The 21,261-nt window shown below is 34.0% G+C and carries 19 protein-coding genes; 14 read left to right on the top strand and 5 right to left on the bottom strand.

Annotated elements, in window-relative coordinates; genetic code table 11:
• The first annotated feature begins 153 nt into the window (after nucleotides 1–153).
• Entirely contained in the window at nucleotides 154–1,455 is a 1,302-nt protein-coding gene (locus AAGD45_RS05800; RefSeq protein ID WP_341761003.1) for an MFS transporter, read from the top strand.
• 56 nt (nucleotides 1,456–1,511) lie between these two features.
• On the opposite strand, the gene AAGD45_RS05795 is transcribed toward AAGD45_RS05800, so the two are convergent.
• Together AAGD45_RS05795 and AAGD45_RS08750 are read right to left on the bottom strand one after the other, a co-directional pair.
• Nucleotides 1,512–2,093 (bottom strand): hypothetical protein, encoded by a 582-nt coding sequence (locus AAGD45_RS05795; protein ID WP_341761002.1) that lies wholly within the window; start codon nucleotides 2,091–2,093, stop codon nucleotides 1,512–1,514.
• 41 nt (nucleotides 2,094–2,134) lie between these two features.
• Entirely contained in the window at nucleotides 2,135–2,317 is a 183-nt protein-coding gene (locus tag AAGD45_RS08750) for a glycoside hydrolase family protein (RefSeq protein ID WP_410521059.1), read from the bottom strand.
• Between the two features lie 275 nt (nucleotides 2,318–2,592).
• Between AAGD45_RS08750 and AAGD45_RS05790 the strand changes: the two genes are divergently transcribed.
• From AAGD45_RS05790 to AAGD45_RS05770, 5 genes are all read left to right on the top strand, one after another.
• Complete coding sequence (locus tag AAGD45_RS05790; RefSeq protein ID WP_341761001.1) at nucleotides 2,593–3,132, top strand: invasion associated locus B family protein; 540 nt, start codon at nucleotides 2,593–2,595, stop codon at nucleotides 3,130–3,132.
• A gap of 244 nt (nucleotides 3,133–3,376) precedes the next feature.
• Nucleotides 3,377–4,639, top strand: coding sequence for a serine hydroxymethyltransferase (gene glyA / locus AAGD45_RS05785; RefSeq protein ID WP_341761000.1), 1,263 nt, complete (start codon nucleotides 3,377–3,379; stop codon nucleotides 4,637–4,639).
• A gap of 192 nt (nucleotides 4,640–4,831) precedes the next feature.
• Nucleotides 4,832–4,975, top strand: coding sequence for a hypothetical protein (locus tag AAGD45_RS05780; protein ID WP_341760999.1), 144 nt, complete (start codon nucleotides 4,832–4,834; stop codon nucleotides 4,973–4,975).
• 295 nt (nucleotides 4,976–5,270) lie between these two features.
• Nucleotides 5,271–5,669: a BglII/BstYI family type II restriction endonuclease gene (locus AAGD45_RS05775; protein ID WP_341760998.1), complete on the top strand. Its 399-nt coding sequence runs from the start codon at nucleotides 5,271–5,273 to the stop codon at nucleotides 5,667–5,669.
• A gap of 175 nt (nucleotides 5,670–5,844) precedes the next feature.
• The gene (locus AAGD45_RS05770; protein ID WP_341760997.1) at nucleotides 5,845–7,776 is read left to right on the top strand and encodes a hypothetical protein; all 1,932 of its coding nucleotides are present in this window, start codon (nucleotides 5,845–5,847) and stop codon (nucleotides 7,774–7,776) included.
• A gap of 224 nt (nucleotides 7,777–8,000) precedes the next feature.
• On the opposite strand, the gene tkt is transcribed toward AAGD45_RS05770, so the two are convergent.
• Nucleotides 8,001–10,019: a transketolase gene (gene tkt, locus AAGD45_RS05765; protein WP_341760996.1), complete on the bottom strand. Its 2,019-nt coding sequence runs from the start codon at nucleotides 10,017–10,019 to the stop codon at nucleotides 8,001–8,003.
• Between the two features lie 105 nt (nucleotides 10,020–10,124).
• Here tkt and AAGD45_RS05760 point away from each other — a divergent pair, with 105 nt between their 5' ends.
• The 5 genes from AAGD45_RS05760 (at nucleotide 10,125) to AAGD45_RS05740 (ending at nucleotide 13,580) form a co-directional block, all read left to right on the top strand.
• Entirely contained in the window at nucleotides 10,125–10,985 is an 861-nt protein-coding gene (locus AAGD45_RS05760; RefSeq protein WP_341760995.1) for a DUF1189 family protein, read from the top strand.
• Between the two features lie 231 nt (nucleotides 10,986–11,216).
• Nucleotides 11,217–11,447 (top strand): MazF family transcriptional regulator, encoded by a 231-nt coding sequence (locus AAGD45_RS05755; protein ID WP_341760994.1) that lies wholly within the window; start codon nucleotides 11,217–11,219, stop codon nucleotides 11,445–11,447.
• 361 nt (nucleotides 11,448–11,808) lie between these two features.
• Entirely contained in the window at nucleotides 11,809–12,507 is a 699-nt protein-coding gene (locus AAGD45_RS05750) for a pseudouridine synthase (RefSeq protein WP_341762225.1), read from the top strand.
• Complete coding sequence (rsmD, locus tag AAGD45_RS05745) at nucleotides 12,504–13,067, top strand: 16S rRNA (guanine(966)-N(2))-methyltransferase RsmD (RefSeq protein ID WP_341760993.1); 564 nt, start codon at nucleotides 12,504–12,506, stop codon at nucleotides 13,065–13,067. The genes AAGD45_RS05750 and rsmD overlap by 4 nt, the downstream gene beginning before the upstream one ends.
• A 54-nt stretch (nucleotides 13,068–13,121) precedes the next feature.
• Nucleotides 13,122–13,580, top strand: coding sequence for a hypothetical protein (locus tag AAGD45_RS05740; protein ID WP_341760992.1), 459 nt, complete (start codon nucleotides 13,122–13,124; stop codon nucleotides 13,578–13,580).
• A 232-nt stretch (nucleotides 13,581–13,812) separates the two neighbouring features.
• Here the strand turns inward: AAGD45_RS05740 and queA are convergent, their stop codons facing one another.
• Nucleotides 13,813–14,847 (bottom strand): tRNA preQ1(34) S-adenosylmethionine ribosyltransferase-isomerase QueA, encoded by a 1,035-nt coding sequence (queA, locus tag AAGD45_RS05735; protein WP_341760991.1) that lies wholly within the window; start codon nucleotides 14,845–14,847, stop codon nucleotides 13,813–13,815.
• Nucleotides 14,848–15,050: 203 nt separating this feature from the next.
• Here queA and AAGD45_RS05730 point away from each other — a divergent pair, with 203 nt between their 5' ends.
• Both AAGD45_RS05730 and AAGD45_RS05725 read left to right on the top strand, forming a co-directional pair.
• Nucleotides 15,051–15,428, top strand: coding sequence for a hypothetical protein (locus AAGD45_RS05730; RefSeq protein WP_341760990.1), 378 nt, complete (start codon nucleotides 15,051–15,053; stop codon nucleotides 15,426–15,428).
• A complete protein-coding gene (locus tag AAGD45_RS05725) occupies nucleotides 15,415–17,001 on the top strand; it encodes an autotransporter domain-containing protein (RefSeq protein ID WP_341760989.1) in 1,587 nt (528 codons plus the stop codon). Before AAGD45_RS05730 ends, AAGD45_RS05725 begins: the two co-directional genes overlap by 14 nt.
• 35 nt (nucleotides 17,002–17,036) lie before the next feature.
• Here the strand turns inward: AAGD45_RS05725 and gyrA are convergent, their stop codons facing one another.
• Nucleotides 17,037–19,670, bottom strand: coding sequence for a DNA topoisomerase (ATP-hydrolyzing) subunit A (gyrA, locus tag AAGD45_RS05720; RefSeq protein WP_410521087.1), 2,634 nt, complete (start codon nucleotides 19,668–19,670; stop codon nucleotides 17,037–17,039).
• A gap of 558 nt (nucleotides 19,671–20,228) precedes the next feature.
• Between gyrA and AAGD45_RS05715 the strand changes: the two genes are divergently transcribed.
• Nucleotides 20,229–21,185: a transposase gene (locus AAGD45_RS05715; RefSeq protein ID WP_341760795.1), complete on the top strand. Its 957-nt coding sequence runs from the start codon at nucleotides 20,229–20,231 to the stop codon at nucleotides 21,183–21,185.
• Nucleotides 21,186–21,261 lie beyond the last annotated feature (76 nt).

Genomic DNA, 21,261 nt, shown 5'->3' with positions numbered 1-21,261 from the left:
GGATCGGGAGTTGATTCTCGCATAGTTCTATTTTTTATTTAATTATTTTAACACATATTTGTTATTATTAACATAACTATTAGTAAGAAATTCATTTTAACTTAATATTAATAATGTTAAGATATATTAAAATAGTATGTAAAGGGTATAACTATGGATGCAATTATTCAATCAAAGGTAACACTTACTCAAACTCATCTAACAACAGAGCAAAAATATACTACAGGTTTACTTTTAATAGGTACATTTTTAGAGTATTTTGATCTGATGCTGTATATTCATTTAGCAATTCTGTTAAATGATCTATTTTTTCCTAAGACTGACCCACACGCTGCTTCACTCCTAGCTGCTTTAACTTTTTGTTTGACCTATATATTTAGACCTGTTGGTGCTTTGATTTTTGGTTATATCGGAGATAATGTTGGTTATAAAGCAACAATCATTATAACAACGTTTATAATGGCTATTTCATGTATTACTATAGCTAATTTACCTGTTTATGATCAAATAGGTATTGTCTCTACTTGGATAATTATAATATGTCGGATTTTTCAAGGTATATCTTCCGTAGGAGAGATAATAGGTGCTGAACTATATCTGACTGAAATGACCAAACCACCTATCCAATATCCAATTGTAGCGTTAGTTTCAGTTTGTACTATCATAGGAGGAATATTTGCACTTGGTTTAGCATCTTTTAGTACGTCATTTGGAATTAGTTGGCGTCTAGCTTTTTGGGCAGGTGCAACAATAGCCATTGTTGGGACAATGGCTAGGACGATGCTGAAAGAAACACCAAAATTTCTAAGGCAAAAATCAGTAGTGGATAATTCTATTGGACCGACAAAATTTAACATGACAACAATGTTAGCTTACTTCGTGATACAGTGTGGATGGCCTATATGCTTCTATTTTGCTTATATCCATTGTAGTAGCATTTTAAAAAACTCTTGTGGTTATTCGCCGGAGGCAGTAATTCATCATAATTTTCTTCTTGTAATGCTATCTTTAGTTAGCTCTTTAATTTATGCATATTTAAGTTATAAAATATACCCATTAATAATTCTTAAGGTGAGACTAGCGATATTCTGTATTTTTATTGTTAGTTGTCCTTATTTACTAGACCATTATAAAACCCCAATTGTCATATTTTTAATCCAATTAATGACTGGGCTATTTGGTATCTGTACCATGCCAGCGGATACAATTTTTTTCCGGCATATTCCTATTGTTAGACGATGTACTTACGTTAGTTTGTCTTTCGCTTTATCGCGTACTTTAATCTATATTATTGCTTCTTTTGGTCTTGTGTATCTAATAGAGTATTTTGGTAATTATGGATTATTAGTTATTATGATTCCAATAACTCTAGGGTTTGCTTTTGGCATCTATCACTTTGAAAAGTTAGAGAAGCAAGCTGGTTTTATCAATCCGGTAACTATACAAAACTTATAAACTTAACTGCTATAAGCAATATCATAATGAGTATCACAAAGGTAAGTATTATCATTTTAATACAGCTTAAAATTTCGAGTAGAGATTTCTTTGACGTATGTAGTATACAGGTCGGGAAAATCTTCTTTAAACTTAGGTATTTCAAAGGTTTTGCGAGTGGTGCTTTTCCATGGAACAAGAATATGATCACCTTTTTTTAGGTAAGTGTGCAATTGCATATAGTTCATCACTTCAAGTTTCAAGGTATTTTCCGTGGCAAGTAGGGTTTGTTGTAGTTCTTCCAGCTTGTTCAACTCTGCTACTTTCTCGGCTATCGACTTATTGGCTTCGATGATATTTTGGCTGACACTATTATCACTGGAAATGGCATAGAGTTTTCTTGCCTGCTCAATAGTTTGGGGTACTGCTGAAGGGGCAAGAGAAGGAAGAAGTGGAGTTTGTTCTATAGGAGAATTTGGCAGCTGCTCATCAACAATAGTATCTTGCAATTTATTATTTTTTTTCGTTTTTTTCAAATTATTTGAGTACATCGCTGAGGGCAACGCTATACTATGTTGTATAGTACCATTTGCTTTCTTTTTGATTGGACTAATAGCATGTTGGTTATTATCTATATCTTGATTAGTTTGGGTTAGCATTTTACTCCTCGTGACATATTATTAATTTTATTATTTTGTTGTTAACTAATTCCTTGCAAAAATACTTCTCTCTCTAGCAATCGTCTTCTAACCAAGCCTTGAAGTCTAATACTGCGAGCATGAACCCATTTAGGAAATTCATCAGCCGCTAGTAAATATTCACCACGTAGTAGTTTTTGCCTCAGTACAGGACAAAGTGGCGTGGCGATCCAAATAAACAGCAATTATCTTTTTAAAAAAACAAACTTTTCTATCATTAGTTGGGAATTTTAAATTACCCTGAACTAGCACTTATTTTAACAGATTGACAAATATATTAAATTCAGATATCCTCTAACCCTTAAATTCGAGTAAGCGAAGAAATCTTAAGGACTAGGTTTTAAGGACTGAAAAAGAGAGATTAGGCGTCAAAATTACGACATCCTTGCTTTTACGAAAGGGCGGCAGCTCGAATCTGTCATTGCCCGCTAATAATATAAATAATTAAATAAGTAGAATTATGACAAACTGTATTAAAAAATCATTATTTGTTACAGCTGGTCTTACTGTAATGGGTTTGGGACTATTTTTGGGTAATCCTAGTAGAGTTGATGCTGCGGTTAAAGAGGGACAAAAATTTTCAGATTGGGTAGTTAACTGCACCACAGATGCTGAAAAAAGACAGGTCTGTTATTTAAGTCAAGCAATTAACTCTACTAATAAAGATGGTAAACAACAAGTGTTAGCTGTGTATCAAGTAGGTTATTTGGGTAGTGGTAAGACAAAAAGTTTAAAAATGATACAAATAGTTCCTACTGATGTTTCTGTTGCTCCAGGTACGTCAATTATTAGTTCCCAAAAATTAGTTGCTCCAGGTAAGTACGTTACTTGTACAAAAGATTCTTGTCAGGCTGTTGTTGAAATATCAGATAAAGATCTTAAAGATATTTTATCAAAAGATGCTAATCCTATCGTGGGGATAATGAATTCAGCTGGTCAACAAGTAAATCTTCCACTTTCTACGAAAGGTCTTGAAGAAGGCTTGAAAGCGTTGAAGTAAATTAAGTTATAGCTAAACCGAAAAAATTTTAGCCTAAAACCGTCTATTAGCGAGGAGACCGTAGGTCGACGAAGCAATCCATATGACAAGCTTCATGGATTGCCGCTCACATACGTTCGCTCGCTTATAGACATATATGTCTATAAGTTTAAAATGCATTTGCAAAACCGCTTTAAGAATGCATTTTTTCTTATATTAAAGCCAATTCGGGATAAAAATTAGTTACTTCTTATAGGTTATCCCAATGAGTATTTGTCCTAATAAATTATCTGAAACAGATAATGAAATATACCAAATTATTAATGCTGAAAAAAAGCGTCAGCATGATTTTATCGAATTGATTGCTTCTGAAAATTTTGTAAGCCCGGCAGTATTAGAAGCACAAGGATCAGTTCTTACCAATAAATATGCTGAAGGATATTTTGGAAAACGCTATTATAATGGTTGTGAAGAGGTTGATAAAGCTGAGCTTTTGGCGATAGAACGAGTAAAAAAACTATTTAATTGTAACTATGCTAACGTTCAGCCTCATTCCGGCTCTCAGGCTAATCAGGCAGTATTTTTAGCCCTATTAAAACCACATGACACCATACTTGGTATGTCGCTAGATACAGGGGGACATTTGACTCATGGTGCTTCCCCTAACTTGTCTGGCAAATGGTTTAACTCTGTGTCCTATTCGGTGAATAAAGAAACTTTCTTAATTGATTATTCACAAATAGAGCAAATGGCCGTGCAGCATAAGCCTAAATTGATTATAGCTGGCTATTCTGCTTACTCACGTCAATTAGATTTTAGCAAATTTAGGGAAATTGCTGATAGAGTAGGGGCATATTTGGTGGCAGACATTGCCCATATTGCCGGACTTGTTGCTACAGAGGAACATCCAAGCCCCTTACCTTATGCTCATGCTGTTACCTCTACTACTCATAAAACCCTGCGTGGTCCACGTGGTGGTATTATTCTTTCAAATGATGAGGAATTGGGCAAAAAGATAAATTCTGCTTTATTTCCTGGGCTGCAAGGTGGACCGTTAATGCATATTGTTGCAGCAAAAGCAGTAGCGTTTTTGGAAGCCTTAAAACCAGATTATCATCTTTATATAAAACAGGTTATGAGTAATGCAAAAGCTCTTGGTAACAGTTTAATGGCAAGAGGCTATGATATTTTAACTAATGGTACTGATAATCATATAGTATTAGTGGACCTACGAAAATATGGTATAACTGGTAAGATGGCCGCAGATTCGCTTGAAAGAGCCGGCATAACCTGTAATAAAAATGCTATACCATTTGATACAACTTCACCGTTCATTACTTCTGGTATTAGGCTTGGTACTCCAGCATGCACCACTAGAGGATTCAAAGAAAAGGAGTTTATAGAAGTTGGCGAGATGATTTGCAACGTATTAGATGGGTTGAAAGCTACGCAAGATAATAGTGATTGTGAGCAAGAAACCCGTAAGCAAGTTAAAAAATTAGTAGATAATTTCCCGATTTATGTTTAAGCTAAAAGTTAATAAGCTAATGAATTTTCATATAAATACGATACAATCTAAAAAATTCCAGAAAATGTATAGGTGCAGAAATAGATAAGAAATATATAAATATTTCAAAAAAAAGAATTAAAGAAACATTAAACGGAACTATTAGGGTTAGAGAAATGAATGAACCCGTCTATGAACCTGAAACAATATAATATGAAAATAGTTTATGAATATTCTCATATTGGGGGAAGACAAATTTTACAAGTTGATTATCCTAAAATTCTTCAAGAAGTTCATGAATCAATAAAAACGATAAATGACATAAAGAAAAATAAGGTTAGTAACAGGGTAATTTAAAAGTCACAATCATTAGTTGCTATAGATGCAAGTTTAACCACTACCGATGTCATCCCTGCGAAGGCAGGGATCTATATTACTTAATAGTCTTTCAGACTTATTTTTTTAGATTCCCGCCTACGCGGGAATGACATCGAGTGCATATTAAGCACTTTCTCCTTTATCTATTAGGCTTGCAGCCCGACTTTTAAATTACCCTAGTTAGTAAAGAGCAGCAAACAAAATGCTACGTATTATGTAAAAACATAAACAAACTATTAGAACAGTTTGTTAGAAGAAGACAAGCGAAAGAAAGATGCTTTATTCGCCAAAAGAATTAAATAATGCTTTCGCTCAACAATTTAACTTAAGAGGGTTTCATGAAATAATAGATAAATATGATATTGTTATACCAAATCACGACAAGGTTATATCGAATTCATATAAACAAATAGATTTTGTAAAGGATAGGGTTTTAATTGAAGTTCAATTTGGTAAATATGCTTTTATGTTTTATGATCTAGCAAAATTCCAGTATTTTTTCAATGAAGGTAAGGCTGATGTAGGAATAGAAATAGTACCATGTCATAATTTACAACAACAAATGTCAACAGGTGTCTCCTATGGAGAACAACTTGTTTATGATATTGAACGATTAAAAAGACATTTCCCTGCTGTGCCTGTCTATGTAATTCTGATTGATATAGGGGAATAAATATATAATCACCGAAAAATCAGTATCTTTTAACAATCCACCTGTAATTAAAACAGTAAATACCTGAAATATTAGAAAAGAGTACAGTAGTAGATATAATTTTTTAATTATGTGCTTGACAAATTGTAGAAAGCCACTACGATCCGTTTTAAACGGTTTAAAAAAGGTAAAATTTATGAAATTTTCTACATGGTCAAGGGTATTAGATGTAATAAAATTCAATACAGAGGGGCTTCTTGAGTTACACGAGTTAAATATCGGAGATAAAGAAATTGGAGATTTGGGGGAAAAACTTAAGAATAATACTAAAGTTTTTCATGTTTATATACCAGGTAACAATACTATCAGCACGCAGGGATTTAAAACTTTAGCAGATAATATTAAGCTTAGAAAAGAGCCTCTTACTGTTGAGTGTAATAACCATAATTGGAATAAGATATTTCGATTAATTCACGATACTAAAAACTCATCCAGTGGTATTAACCATTCAGATACACTGAATAGATCGCTTTTAGATTTAGTACAATTCCCTGATAAGTATCTTGATATAATTAAATACTTACTTGAAAGTGCTGATGCAATCTATCCGTATTCAATTAATACAGCAAATTCACAAGGGCATACTATTGCTAAGTATTATACTCATAATCTAGAAATGCAACGATGGTTATTCGGACATGGTTATATTCCTCGTGGTAATGAATTATTACCTGCTGATCATAATTTGCGGGGATTTGCTAATGATACTCAATCTGTTCATCAAGCAGCAGCAGTAAAAGCTACAAATTTCTATATCAAGAAGTTGTTAGAACAAGTAGTAGTTTCTGATGATGAGTTAGATCAAGCTGCAGGGGAAACTATAGATACTATAAGACAGTTGTCAGATATTAATAACAAAGCAGAACATATACCATTTATGCTATCAGATTTATCTAAAGATAGAAAAGAGGATATTTTTGAAAAAATATCAGAGAATCTGAAACAAGAGTATCTACAAAATAACAAGATAGCTATGGAAACTATAATAAACAAAGTTGTAGATGTCTTAAAAAATTCTTATATAAAGAAAAATCTTGATGGAAGCTATCAAGATTTATATGCTAATTATAGATATTGTTATGATTATCAACAAGATAAGTATCTACAATTACCTAGAGCAATAGGGGCTATTAAGCTATTAATTGATAGTCATCATCTTACTAAACAAGAGGCACAAGAATTATATGTTAGCTCTATATCTAAATATTTTAGTACAGAGAAAGATGAGTCAAACCTTTCAAATACATTAGCTAATATTAAAAAAGTACTTAATAAAAATGATTTAACTATAGCAGAACTTCAAACTCCTCAATCATGTCATCAATTACTTGATAATAATTCTACTACTCAACAGCAAATAGAACAGTTATTTAAGGATTTAAACCATTGCTCAGTCGAAGATGTATGGAAGATAAATAAAATGTCAGAGTTGGCTATTCAATTATATATAGCTGCAACAACATATAATGATGGTAATATGAGTGCTTGTAAACAAGGAGTAATGAGCCAAATAATCCATACTTTACCAAAGATTGCTGATGACTTTATAAATGAGCTTGCATCAGAGCAAAGTAAGATCCAAGATACAATTACTGAAAATAATATTGGAGAATTTACTGAAGCTATTAATAGTAAATTAATAGAGAAATGTAAAGAAAACAACTTAACAGAGGAGCTGTTAGACTTTATATCATGTTGTATGGATATGGATTTTAATAAAACTACCTATAAAGAACAAAAAGTATTTGCTGAACTTAACAAGCTATTTAAAGAAACAATTAGGGAATTTCTGCCTGAGTATGGGGATCGTCATCCTTTAGGGGCAGAATATAAAATTATGATTGATATATTACGGCAAACCAAACTAATGCAAGATTTTGCTAACCATAATAACCATGAAGAAACTGGAATCGCTGAACAAACTCAAGCTATGATGGAAGAAATGAAAGAGTTGCAACAAAATCAGGAAATTACAACATTAGTCCAAGAGATTTGTGATCATTATGAAGGCTATCAAAGGGCGCTGCTGGGCGATCTACTATTAAATGAATTAGAGGAATGGCTATAGCTAACCTGAAAAGGTTTTAGCTAAAACTCGATAATCAAATTTTTCCTTAACCGTCTATTAGCGAGGAGCCGCGAAAAGCGGCATTGTAGCAATTCTTTGAGGTAATACTTGTCCCTACTTCACAAGATTGCCGCGTCGGCGATTTCACCGCCTCCTCGCAATGACGTATTTTTTAATAATTCTAAAAAACTTGATTATCGAGTTAAGCCTTTTGGGGTTAGCTATCACTCCTCTTTCATTTCCTTAATTTTTGCAATAATCTTTTCTAGGATATTTGAAGGAGTAAGGCCAAAATATGAGTATATATCTTCAGAACAGCTAGATAGACCAAATTGGTCGACTCCAAAAAACAGCCCATTTTCTCCAATGATTCGATGCCAGCCAAAACTACTTGCAGCTTCTATAGCCACTTTTAAGTTACTCCTAGATAAAATATTTTGGATATAGCTAGGTTTTTGTTTAAAAAATAGCTCAAAACATAATATTGATATAACCTCAGCTTTAAAACCATGGTTAGTTAGCAGCTCTTGTACTTTTAGAGCAATTGATAATTCAGAACCTGTGGCAAAGATAGCAACATCTACTTTTTCTTGATTATTCCCTAACAATATATACCCACCTTTAGAGCATAAACTTTGTGAACTGATGTGGCTAACTATTTGATTTTCCCTATGTTGAACCTTAGTAACTTGAGGGACAGCTTGTCTTGTTAAAGCAAGAACAGAAGACCCTTGTTTATTAGATAGTGCAATTCGCCAAGACTCGGCTGTTTCTATATAGTCTGCAGGGCGTAGTACCATCATATTTGGTAAGCTTCGGAGGGCTGCTAGATGCTCAACTGGTTGGTGAGTAGGCCCGTCTTCTCCTACACCGATTGAATCATGAGTCATTATATAGATTACTTGTTGCTGCATAATAGCAGAAAGTCGCATACTTGGCTTCATATAATCAGAAAAGGCTAGAAAAGTAGCACCTACAGGTAAAAATCCTGATAATGACAGTCCGTTCATGATAGAACCCATAGCATTCTCACGAACACCATAATGGATGTAGTTACCACTAAAATCATCTTTACTGATTACTTTACTATGATTATTTTTGATATTATTGGATAATGATAAATCAGCTGATCCAAAAATAATTTTATCAGATAGTTTGCTTAATTCTTCTACAATTCTACCGGATGAACTACGGGTTGCTTCATCTTTTACCGGGATAGGGATATTATCAAGAAAAGAACAATCGATATTAGGTCTAGCAAAATACGCTTTTTGTTCTTGACTTATATCAACAAAGTTTTCCTGCCAATTATTATAACTCACTTGATTTCTTAGCCAAGCGATGCCCCATAGGTCTTTTAATTTTTTTGGCAGGCTAAACTCTTCATCCTTAAAACCTAAATTTTCTTTTAGCAATTTAACTTCGTCTTTGCCAAGGGGCGAACCATGGGCTGCATTTGAATTTACCTTGTTAATAGAACCTTTGGCAATTAAAGTACGACAGGCAATGAAGTAGGGTTTATCAGAATTTTTTGCCCTAGTTAAGCTGGCATTAATTTGCTCAAAATCATGCCCATCTATAGATTCGGTAATCCAACCCATGGCAGTAAATTTAAGCAAATGGTCTTCAGATACGGTAAGGTTGGTAGAGCCATCGATGGAAATTTTATTATCATCAAATAAAACTATTAGGTTATTAAGGCATAAATGCCCAGCTAAAGAAGCAGCCTCGTAGCTTATACCTTCCATTAGGCATCCATCTCCAATTATACAGTAAATTTTATGGTCACTAAGATCTTTGCCCAATTTTTGTTGATATTTTTTTTGACCAATAGCCATACCCACTGAAGTAGCAAATCCCTGACCTAAAGGACCTGTAGTAGCCTCAATAGCTTCATATGCCCCATATTCTGGATGCCCAGGAGTTTTTGAATGTAATTTGCGAAATTGTTTTAAATCTTCTAAGTGAAAATTTTTATAATTTGTTAAATAATAAAAACTATAAAGTAACATAGAACCATGGCCAGCTGATAGAACTAGGCGATCACGGTCAAACCAAGTTGGATCATTAGGATTGAATTTAAGAAAATCAAACGCTAAAACTGTCATCACATCTGCCATGCCAAGTACCATACCCGGATGCCCTGACTTGGCATGCTCTATGCTATCACTTGCTAAAACTCTAATACAGTCACTTAATTTGCAATATTCTTCTGAATATTTTGGTATTTTATTAAACTTCATTATGATAAATATCGCTTTTATGTTAAAAGATATATACTTTTCTAGTTTCAAGAATTGGAATATATTGATAAAAATTTTTTATGAATCTACATCAAAATAGATATTATGACAACAAAACTATTATCCGTTTTCTCGTGGTTTACTACTTTATTTCATCAATTACGGTTATCAATCAGTTCAATAAATTTTTACCAAGATGTTTATAGATCATATACAGGGTATGGAATTAAGTACATATTTACTGTATCTTTTATATCATCATTGATTTTTTGTCTTTTTATATTTAATTATTTGTTGGCTTTGACGGATTATTTTACTGAAAACCGCTCTACAAAAAGCACCACAACTATTGAATATATATTAAAACAGTTACCAGAAATCTATTATGATGGTAGTAAAATTTCAGTTGATCAAGATGAACCTATATATTTACTTGATGAAAATGGTAATAAAATTGCTGTTATAGACTCAAAGAATCAACTACCTTATAGCGAGAAAATTAAAGTTCCTCTCCTCTTTAGTAGCAATAATATAACCCTTACTACGATTGAAATAACTGATAAAAAAAAGAATGCATTTAGTATTGGATATTCTAAATTATTTACTTCTGATCGAAAAATTTTAACTGAAGAAGTCATTAAAAAGCATTTCTCCGAGATACTTACACAAGCACCGAAGGTATTTATTTACATTTTAATGCCAATAATGATAGTCTATCGTTTTGTAATGATTTTATTCGAAAAAATCTTTATTATCATATTAGTATATCTGTTAACTAATTATTTTGAGCCTAAATCCTCTTGGCAAACATGCACTAGGATAGTATTATTTTCAAGTGGAGTGGCCATTTTATTACAACCTATTATTGTTATATTTTTACCAGCATTGAGTAGCATGCTATTTTTTATACAAATGTTTGCCTATTTTTTACTCTTTTTGGGGATGTTGCAAATACGAAGTAAATAGGGCTAGGTGATGCACACAAAATTCTTCAACGTCATTGCGAGGAGGCATGAGCCGACGAAGCAATCCACAAAAAATATAATAAGTAATTTGGATTGCCGCGTCGCCACTAAAGTGGCTTCTCGCAATGACGTTTGTTGAACTTTTGACAGTTGTGCCTTGCAATGGACGAAAAAGAATTTTTAACTTTGTATTGTATATACTTGTTTATACAGTAACAATATTAATGATATTATGCAAATTCAAATCCAAAAATGGGGAAATAGCTTTAGAATTCCTAAACATCTAGCTGATAAGTTACATTTTCAACAAGGTACATTTGTTAATTTAGAAACAGCTGATAACTATTTGATTATCAGTACAGAAACATCAGAATTAGATATATTATTGGATAATATTACAGATTCTAACTGTCATCATGAAATATTAAATGATGACATTGCTGTAGGTAATGAATCGTGGTAACATTCATACCTGAAAGAGGGGATGTAGTTTGGCTTAATTCTGAACCTCAAAAAGGCAAAGAGATTCAAAAAACATGACCAGAGGTAGTTCTTACTCCTCATAGATATAACCTCATTAAGACTATTATTGTAGTTATACATTGCTATGAAACAAATATATAAATCGTCTATTAGCGAGGAGTCGCTGAAAGCGGCAATCTAGGATACGCGAAGCGTTACTCTAAAAAAACAGCTTCACTGTTTACCTAGATCACCACGGCATCTAAAGAGCCTTGCTATGACGATTATAAAAAAAGTACTATGCTCGCAATGACGTATCTAGTAAGTAAAAAATATAGGATGTTTATTTGAGACAGGATAGTATACAAAGACTAGCAAAAGCGATTAGTAATGCAGGGATATGTTCAAGACGTGATGCAGAGCTGCTTATTAAAAATAATCAAGTAAAAGTAAATGGTGTTATTATTGATTCACCAGCAACCAATGTTGATGAAACTAGTATTATTGAGGTATCGGGAAAACTAATAAATCAACAACATATCCCGCGTTTATGGGTATATTACAAACCTGTTGGACTCATTACTTCGCATAAAGATACAAGTGGTAGAGAAACGGTATTTGCTAGTCTTGCAAAGATGAATCTGCCTAGAGTAATCTCAATAGGGCGACTGGATATCAATAGTGAAGGGCTATTATTACTAACCAATAATGGTGATTTAGCAAGAAAGTTTGAGCTACCATCAAGTAAAATAGAACGTGTATATAAAGTCAGAGCATATGGTAACCCAAATCTTTTGCTAAAAAATTATAAAAATATAGAAATTGATCAAATACGTTATGATCCTAAATCAATTAAATTAATAAAATCAGGCAGAACAAATTGTTGGTTTGAAGTAGTCTTGACTGAAGGTAAAAATCGTGAAATTAGAAAGATATTTGAATATTTTGGCTTGACTGTTAACCGCTTAATTAGAATTAGCTATGGAGATTTTTTATTAGGTAATTTGCAACCAAATCAGTATAAAGAACAGACATTAGAAAAATTTAAGAAATTTTTATGATTAGAATTATAGCAGGCAAACATAAAAATCGGATCATACCTACCTTAAAAAACTCTAACTATCGTCCTTCCACAGGGAAAATCCGAGAGGCCATCTTTAGTATACTAACTTCAGGAGAATTTAGTAATGGCAGATTATTTACCAAGGAGTCTAAAGTTCTCGATTTATTTGCCGGCACTGGTAGCTTAGCTTTTGAGAGCTGTTCTAGAGGAGCTGGAGCTATTACACTAATTGATATAAATAGTGATTATTTGCGGGTAGCAAAAGAATTTGCTAGTAAAATAGGTGAGCTAGATAAAATGACTTTCCTAAATATTAATGCAGCAGCTCTACCTTCGGCTTATCACAGCTTTGACTTAATTTTTATTGACCCTCCATATTATCATAATCTTGTACCGAAGGCAGTTAATGCTTTAAAAAAAGGTCAATGGTTAAAAGATGGTAGCATTATTGTAGTCGAACTTGCTAAAAGCGATGATTTTAGCGATGATTCTTTACAGCTAATTAAAGAAAAAATATACGGTGATAGTAAATTGCTTATTCTTCAAACTGTTCTATAATATATATTATGGAAAACAAAACTTTTGATTTGTTATATATAATGAATTACTCTATTGTTAAAAATTTATATAACTTTAAAATTTAAGAGGATTTTATGCCTAAAGAGGATAAAAAAGGATGAAGACCATGTTTTACTGGTAACCAAATCTGGTAAAGCTATTAGGGTATTTAAAAGCCGTACTTCTGATAAAGAAAGTAAAGATAATCAGCCAGATAGTGTACTACAAGGTTGTCTTAATACTGCTCAAGAATTGGTTACTAATCCAGGAGCTGCAGCATCCACTGTTGCTGTAGGAGGAGCTGCAGTATATGCAGGTTTAAAACAAGGGAATCCTGCACTGGCAGAGGCTTTAGGAGCTGAAGCTGCATTGGCATGTTTAACAGGAGCAGTTAATACAGCTGTAGACAATTATCAAGCTACCTGTACGAATTCTTCTACTGTAGAGACAACGGGTGTTGTAGATCACTATAATTGGCATGATGATATGCAGAAGAACTATAGTGGCTATTGATTGGCATATTATTTAAAGGTTTAAAAGTTATTTTATCGTTATTAAATAGTGTGCAAGTTTAAGTAGGTATTTGTAAGGCTTAAACCGTCATTGCGAGCAAACGTATGTGAGCGTGGCAATCCATGAATCTCTTGTCATATAGATTGCTTCGTCGACCTACGGTCTCCTCGCTAATAGACGATTTTTTAACTTTCAACAGCACACTTAGTAGAATTAATAATTCTTATCTTTCTTATAGCTTTTTATAAAGAAGCATTGCATCACCATAACTAAAAAACCGCATTCTCTTATCTATAGCATATTTGTAGATATCAGTTATTTCCTGATAACCCGCGAATGCACAAACTAACATGAATAATGTAGACTTTGGCAAATGGAAATTGGTAACTAACATATCAACAATTTGAAATTTAAATCCCGGTCTAATAAAAATGGTTGTTTCAAATTCTCCGTCTTGTATTTGTCCATGTCCATCAATGCTACTGCTTTCTAACGCCCGTAAGGACGTCGTTCCCACGGCTATTATCCGTCGGCTTTCTTTTTTTGCCTTATTAATAATATCTGCAGTTTTTTTATCTATATGATAATATTCTGAATGCATTTTATGTTGATCAATATCCTCAGTTTTAACTGGTAGGAACGTCCCTGCCCCAACATGCAAAGTAATAAAAGCAGTTTCAATATTTTTTGCTTTAATTAATGCAAGTAATTCATCAGAAAAATGTAGCCCTGCAGTTGGAGAGGCTACTGCTCCAAGTTTTTTACTATAGACTGTTTGATATCTATTATTATCTTCTAGTAAATTTTCCTGCCTCTTTATATAAGGAGGTAGCGGGATTTCACCGTATTTTTCTAAAAATTCAAAAACTGAGAGATTATCTAGAAAAAATTCGACCTCAACCTGCCCCATTACAAGTTTTTTACTTATAATAATCTTATTACAACCAAAATCAAATTGATCTCCTTCATTAAGTCTTTTTGAAGGCTTGGCAAAACCATGCCAATAATTATTATTTATTGGCTTATTTAGGTATAAATCGATCTTTTTTCCATCTTTATTCAATAGCAATTTGGCTTTAATAACTTTACTATCATTAAACACCATTAAATCACCAGGGCATAGATAGTCAATTATATCATAAAACTTGCTCTGCACTAAGTCTTTATTTGGTGCAGCTATCAACAAATTAGATTCATCTCGTTTTTTTTCTGGTTTCTGAGCTATTAATTCAGTCGGTAAGGTAAAATCAAAATCAGATAATTTCATTGTACCTCTCATATAAATTTTGGGGCGATTATGTTTTAATATAATCTGCTCGTCAATGATTATTTCACAAATCCCTTGTGTTACTGTAATATTAGCTAGACAATTATAAGTTTCTTTTCTACTATTCTATACCAATTATTGTATTTTAACCTATTAAAACAGGTTCTATGTGCTTATCTAAGGTTAAAATACTTATAGCAAAGGTGCTATTTGTAATATCTGCATTGGGAACTGTAATTATTCCACCAATTACGGTATATGGAACTGGTGATTCATCTAGGCATAAGGCTGTAGAACTTTTTAATACTCCATTGGTTATTAATGAAAAACGAACATTTGAACAGTTTAAAAAACAGTTGGGTGTTAACCGACCCAACTCTTACCTAACTAAGGTGGCTAGTTTTTTCTATAAAAAACAAGGACAAAATGAATTCCCACTAGAAGAGATGAATATTGAACTTACTTCTTCTGAGCTTTATGATGATATAGCCCCTGATGAACCTTATGTGGATATAGAAAAAACAAAAAAAAAATCAGGAGGATACAACCGATGGACAACAACCAATAGTGCCAGTAGCTAATATACCACAACAAGCAGGATTAGAAGGAGTTGGAGTAGGACATAATCCTGCCCCACTTCTATTGCCTAATAATGTACAACAACAAAGAGAAGATGGAGACGAAGTTAGAAGACCACCAATACACGTATATGTACCACAAGAACAACAAGATCATTTGCAAGTAGATATAGAAGAACATGCACCGCCAGCAAGGAGAGATGGAGCTGTTGTAGTACCACCAGCAGGAGGAGAAGTAGTACCGCCAGCAGGAGGAGCAGAAGAAGAACATGTACCACCAGCAGGAGGAGAAGTAGCACCAGCAGCAGGAGGAGAAGTAGCACCAGCAGCAGGAGGAGAAGTAGCACTACCAGCAGGAGGAGAAGTAGCACTACCAGCAGGAGGAGAAGTAGCACCGCCAGCAGGAGGAGAAGCAGCACCGCCAGCAGGAAGAGAAGCAGCACCGCCAGCAGGAAGAGAAGCAGCACCGCCAGCAGGAAGAGAAGCCCCACCAGCAGGACCTACATCGCCAGCAGAAGCTATAGTGCCACAAGAAAAAGTTGCACAGATAGCAAGGGTAACAGTGGCATTAGCGGAAGAATTATTACAAAAACAAAAAGAAACAGTGAGAAATATTGCCTTAGCACTGAATGAAATAATTATCTTGTCTCATGAATTCGCAAACTCATCTATTGATTTAAGATTAAGCGATTTAAAACATCTAAACAATCTTTCTCCACCCGCTGCTGATGATGAAGATGATATTGTTCCTAAAAATGTGTGGGTTAGTGGTACGATAGGTATAACCAAATATAATGGGAAATGCTTGTTAAGTAGCTATACTGGCAGAACTAGTGCCACAACTATTGGAGGCGATTTAGAGTTACCTAATGGCAGCATTATTGGAGGAGCTTATAACTATGTTCTCTCTAATTTTAAATACAAGAATCGTACTGAGAAATTTACTGCCCACACCCACGTAATATTTATGTATGGTCAAACTAACTTGTCTGAGAAACTAATATTACAAGGATTCCTTTCCCTTGCTTCGGGTAATGTTTCTGCAAAATTACCAGTACAAAACCAGCTAGCTAAAGCTAAATTTGCTAATAGCTCATATAGTAGCAAGCTAGTAGTTGCTTACAAATCAAAGGTTGGTAAAGCTTTAATTATCCCCCATATTGGGCTTAAATATGGGGGGCAGGATATTGCTGGATATGAGGCAAGCTTTGAAAGACAAAGTCTATCGGTAGCTGCTACTAACAGCCGAAGTTCTTCGGGTCTTATAGGATTTGAAGTAATTATGCCAATGAAGATTAGTGATACTACCCAAGTGATTCCTAGATTGCATATGGAAGTCGAAAAGTTTTTGCATAATAAGCAGCAGAAGCTTCATATGCAGGTCATGTCATATCCATCTAGCAGCAGAGAGGAAATATTGCTGCTTGAAAAACCTACTAAATACAACTACAAAATTGGCGGAACTATCACTATAAAACGTGGAGCAACAGAAATCATGGCAGTATATAACTATTTAGCATCTAATAATAAATATTCAAGCCATCAAGGTTCACTTAAATTAAAATTATCGTTTTAGGCTCAACTATTAAACCAAACTCAGATTATATATTATCATTCGAGTATATCCACCTCTTCCTCAGGGCTATCAGCAATCAATGCGGTAGAAACTACTTTTTCTCCTTGTTCGGTTTTGAATAATATTACACCACTAGTATTACGACCAGTTATACGTACAGATTCAAGTTTACACCTAATTAGTTTGCCATTATTAGTAATTAACATCAACTCATCAGACATATCAACCGGCATTACTCCAACAACTAATCCAGTTTTGTCAGACACATCCATATTAACAATACCGCTACCACCACGGTTAGTAATCCTATATTCGTATGCGGAACTTCTTTTTCCGAAACCATTCTCACTAACAGTAAGAATAAATTCTTCTGAAATAGCCATTTCTAAAATCTGCTCTTTACTTAAATGTACACCAAATTCTTCCGGGGTAAATTCCTTGCCACCTGCTATTAACAACCTATTCTCTATAGGAATTGATAGATAGGCTTCTCTTTCCTCCATTGTACATGCTATGCCTTTTAATATTGTCATAGAAATAACGTAGTCACTAGCAGCAATCCTCATACCTCTTACACCATCAGAAGTACGGCTTTTAAATACCCTAACTGAACTAGCTGGGAATCTTACAGCTTTACCAGCTTTGGTTGCCAATAAAACATGGTCTTCATCCTTACAAACTTTAACATCTATTAAATGGTCATTATCATCAAGTCTAATAGCAATTTTGCCATTTGATTGAATACGTTTAAAGTCTGATAAATCATTCCTTCTAATGTTACCTTGGCTTGTAGCAAAAATAATATTCAAATTATCCCACTCATCCTGATTTTCAGGCAATGGCATAATATTATTTATATGTTCTCCTTCTTTTAAAGGTAAAATGTTGACTATTGGCCTTCCTTTACTCTGAGGATTACCAAGTGGCAGTTTATATAATTTTAAGCTGTATACCTGCCCGGTATTTGAGAAAAACAACATCGGTGTGTGAGTACTGCCAACAAATATTTGAGTGGTAATATCTTCGTCCCTCATTGACAGCCCTGACCTCCCCTTTCCTCCTCGTTTCTGTGCTCTATAGGTAGCAAGAGGTACACGTTTAATATAACCGCCCAATGTCACAGTCACAACCATTTCTTCTCTTTGGATAAGATCCTCAATATCTTGATCAAAGTCACCTAATTCAATGCTAGTAAGGCGGGGGGTAGCGAATTCATCTTTGATTCTGATTAACTCATTTTTTAGGATATCTAGAAGTTTCTCACGTGATGCTAGAATGTCAGTATAACCGCTAATCTCCGTAGCTAGTTCTGCAAGATCATTTTCTAATTTATTTTTCTCCATAGCAGTTAAACGTTGCAATCGCATTTCAAGAATTGCTTTTGTTTGTGTTTCAGTAAAATAACATTTACCATCATCTGCTATCATTGCCCTATCATCAACAAGTTTTACTAGGTCTATTATAGATGACGCATCCCAAGTTCTTTGCATTAGTTGCTCTTTAGCACTTGCCGGATCATTTGAAGATTTAATTATTCTAATAACCTCATCAATATTACTAACAGCAATCATTAGTCCCAATAAAATATGAGCCTTATCACGAGCCTTATTTAACAAATATATCGTCCTGCGAGTTATTACTATTTCTCTAAAATTGACAAAAGCAGCTATCACTTCTTTTAAGTTCATAACTTCTGGTAGCCCATCTCTTAGAGCTAACATAATCACACCAAAACTAGTTTGTAGCTGGGTATAGGAATATATTTGATTCAGCACCACTTCTGTTACAGCATCTTTCTTTATTTCAATTACTACTCGAATACCATCCTTATTTGATTCATCTCTAAGATCACTGATACCTTCAATACGTTTTTCCTTGACTAGTTCGGCAATTTTTTCAACCAATTTAGTTTTATTAACCATATATGGTATTTCTGTAATAATAATAGCCTGTCTATTATTAGATATCTCTTCAATTTCGCTGCGTCCTCTAGTTAGAATACTTCCCCTACCCGTTAAATAAGCTGACCTAATACCGCTTGTACCAAGTACGATACCAGCAGTAGGAAAGTCAGGTCCTTTAACTACTGACATAAGTTCTAATATTTCTACATCATTATTATCAACATATAGGCAGCAAGCATCAATTATTTCTCCAAGATTATGAGGAGGAATATTGGTAGCCATGCCAACAGCAATACCATTAGTTCCGTTCACCAAGAGATTGGGAAACATTGATGGTAGTACCAATGGTTCTTTTTCAGAACCATCATAATTTGGCGTAAAATCAATGGTTTCTTTATCAATATCTTCGAGCAATGTATGAGCAACTTTAGCAAGTCTTGACTCTGTATACCTCATAGCAGCGGCAGCATCACCATCTCTTGAACCAAAATTACCCTGCCCATCAACGAGCAGTACTCTTAAAGAAAAGTCCTGTGCCAGCCTCACTAATGAGTCATAAATTGCAGCATCACTATGCGGATGGTATTTACCCATCACATCACCGACAGTTCTTGCTGACTTACGATAAGGTTTGTTAAAGTAATTAGATGCTTCATACATTGCATAAAGGATTCTGCGATGCACTGGCTTTAGACCATCACGTACATCTGGAATGGCTCTACTGACGATTACACTCATAGCATAATCTAAGTAAGAGCCTTTCATCTCATCTTCAATGCTAATAGATATTAAGTTTTGACGATCTAAATTAGTCACAGTTAGAACCTACATTTATTAAAGTAATATTAGAATAGTTTAAGTATATTACATATTCAGAAAAAAATCTATTGCTGAATGAGCGTAGACTAACTGGAAAAGCTATTTTTTTCCAAGTGTAGCTATAACCCGAAGAACAGATTCCCCAGTTGAGGAAAAAAAAGGAATTAAATAGATAGGGACAAGTTTAAAAGCTCGAGACGTCATTGCGAGGAGCTGCGATGCAGCGACGAAGCAATTGTAAGTTAAAAGTATGATATAATAGATATTGAAGTCAATGTAAATAATGATTTATACTGACTTATAAGGGGGTATTACAGCGATAGTCATTAATAATACTAAATGACTATCGCTGTGCAGGCGTGAGCGACCGTGAAGCAATTGGTTTTAAGACCGAATGGATATTGGTACTCTAGCCCAAATCCCCGAGACGTTTGAATAGTTGATTGGGATGCCTTTGCACGCCCGCTTACAATCGTAAACAACATTAAAAGTCTTCGAGGTATTATGCTATTATATAATAATTTTATCGGTCTTGATATAGGAAAATTCAATTTTGTTGTTGCTATTCATGGAAAAAAAGAAACTAAAGAATATAATAACAACTCTAATGGAATAGCTGATTTTATCAAGGATTACAAAAAAGAGATTAGTTCTGCATTGTGTGTTTTAGAAACTACTGGTGGATATGAAATGGAACTATTACTAACGCTTTGCAATCAGGGTTTTGCTGTACATAGAGCCAATACTCGTAAAGTTAAAAACTTTATTAGGTCTTTTGGTAATGCAGCTAAAACTGACAGTCTTGACGCTAAAGCTTTGGCACTTTATGCTTTTGAACGATCAGAAAGATTAGAGCTATTTAAAGTACAATCTAAGCAAGCTTTAAACTTGTATGAATTAGTAGGACGTAGGAACGATCTTAAACAAATGTTGATTGCAGAAAAAAATAGGTTTCAGTCCCCGAGAGCTGATTTAATCAAGTCTAGTTGCGTTAAAATGATCGAAGTACTAGAAGAGCAAATTGCATCTATTACTAAAGAAATAGATGACTTAATAGCAAAAGATAAGCTCTTGCAAGCTAAGAAAGAGACTCTGCAAACTATTAGTGGTATAGGCACAGTAGTATCTAATGAGCTTATAGCTTTGTTACCTGAACTTGGTACATTGAACCGCAAACAAATAGCATCATTAGTAGGTGTTGCACCAATATCTAATGATAGCGGTAGATATAGTGGATATAGACATACAGGTCATGGTCGAAATTTTGTTAGACCTATGTTGTTTGTAGCTGCTATGGCTGCTAGAAATTCTAACTCTGAACTGAAGGTATTTTATGAGAAATTGATCAATAGAGGAAAAAAGAAAATGGTGGCGATGGTAGCATTAATGCGTAAAATCATTGTGATTGCAAACGCTAAGTTACGTGATTTAACTAGCTCTGCACAAGCAATAAAAATTTAAACCAAATTTATTTAAATTTTTATTGCGAACATAGTTGATCCATTTTTAATCACTTTTATGGATTGACTTCAATATC

The sequence above is a fragment of the Candidatus Tisiphia endosymbiont of Thecophora atra genome (genome assembly GCF_964026395.1).
Lineage (GTDB): Bacteria > Pseudomonadota > Alphaproteobacteria > Rickettsiales > Rickettsiaceae > Tisiphia.
Note: the sequence above shows the minus strand (reverse complement) of the source record. Positions and strands in the feature narration are given on the sequence as shown.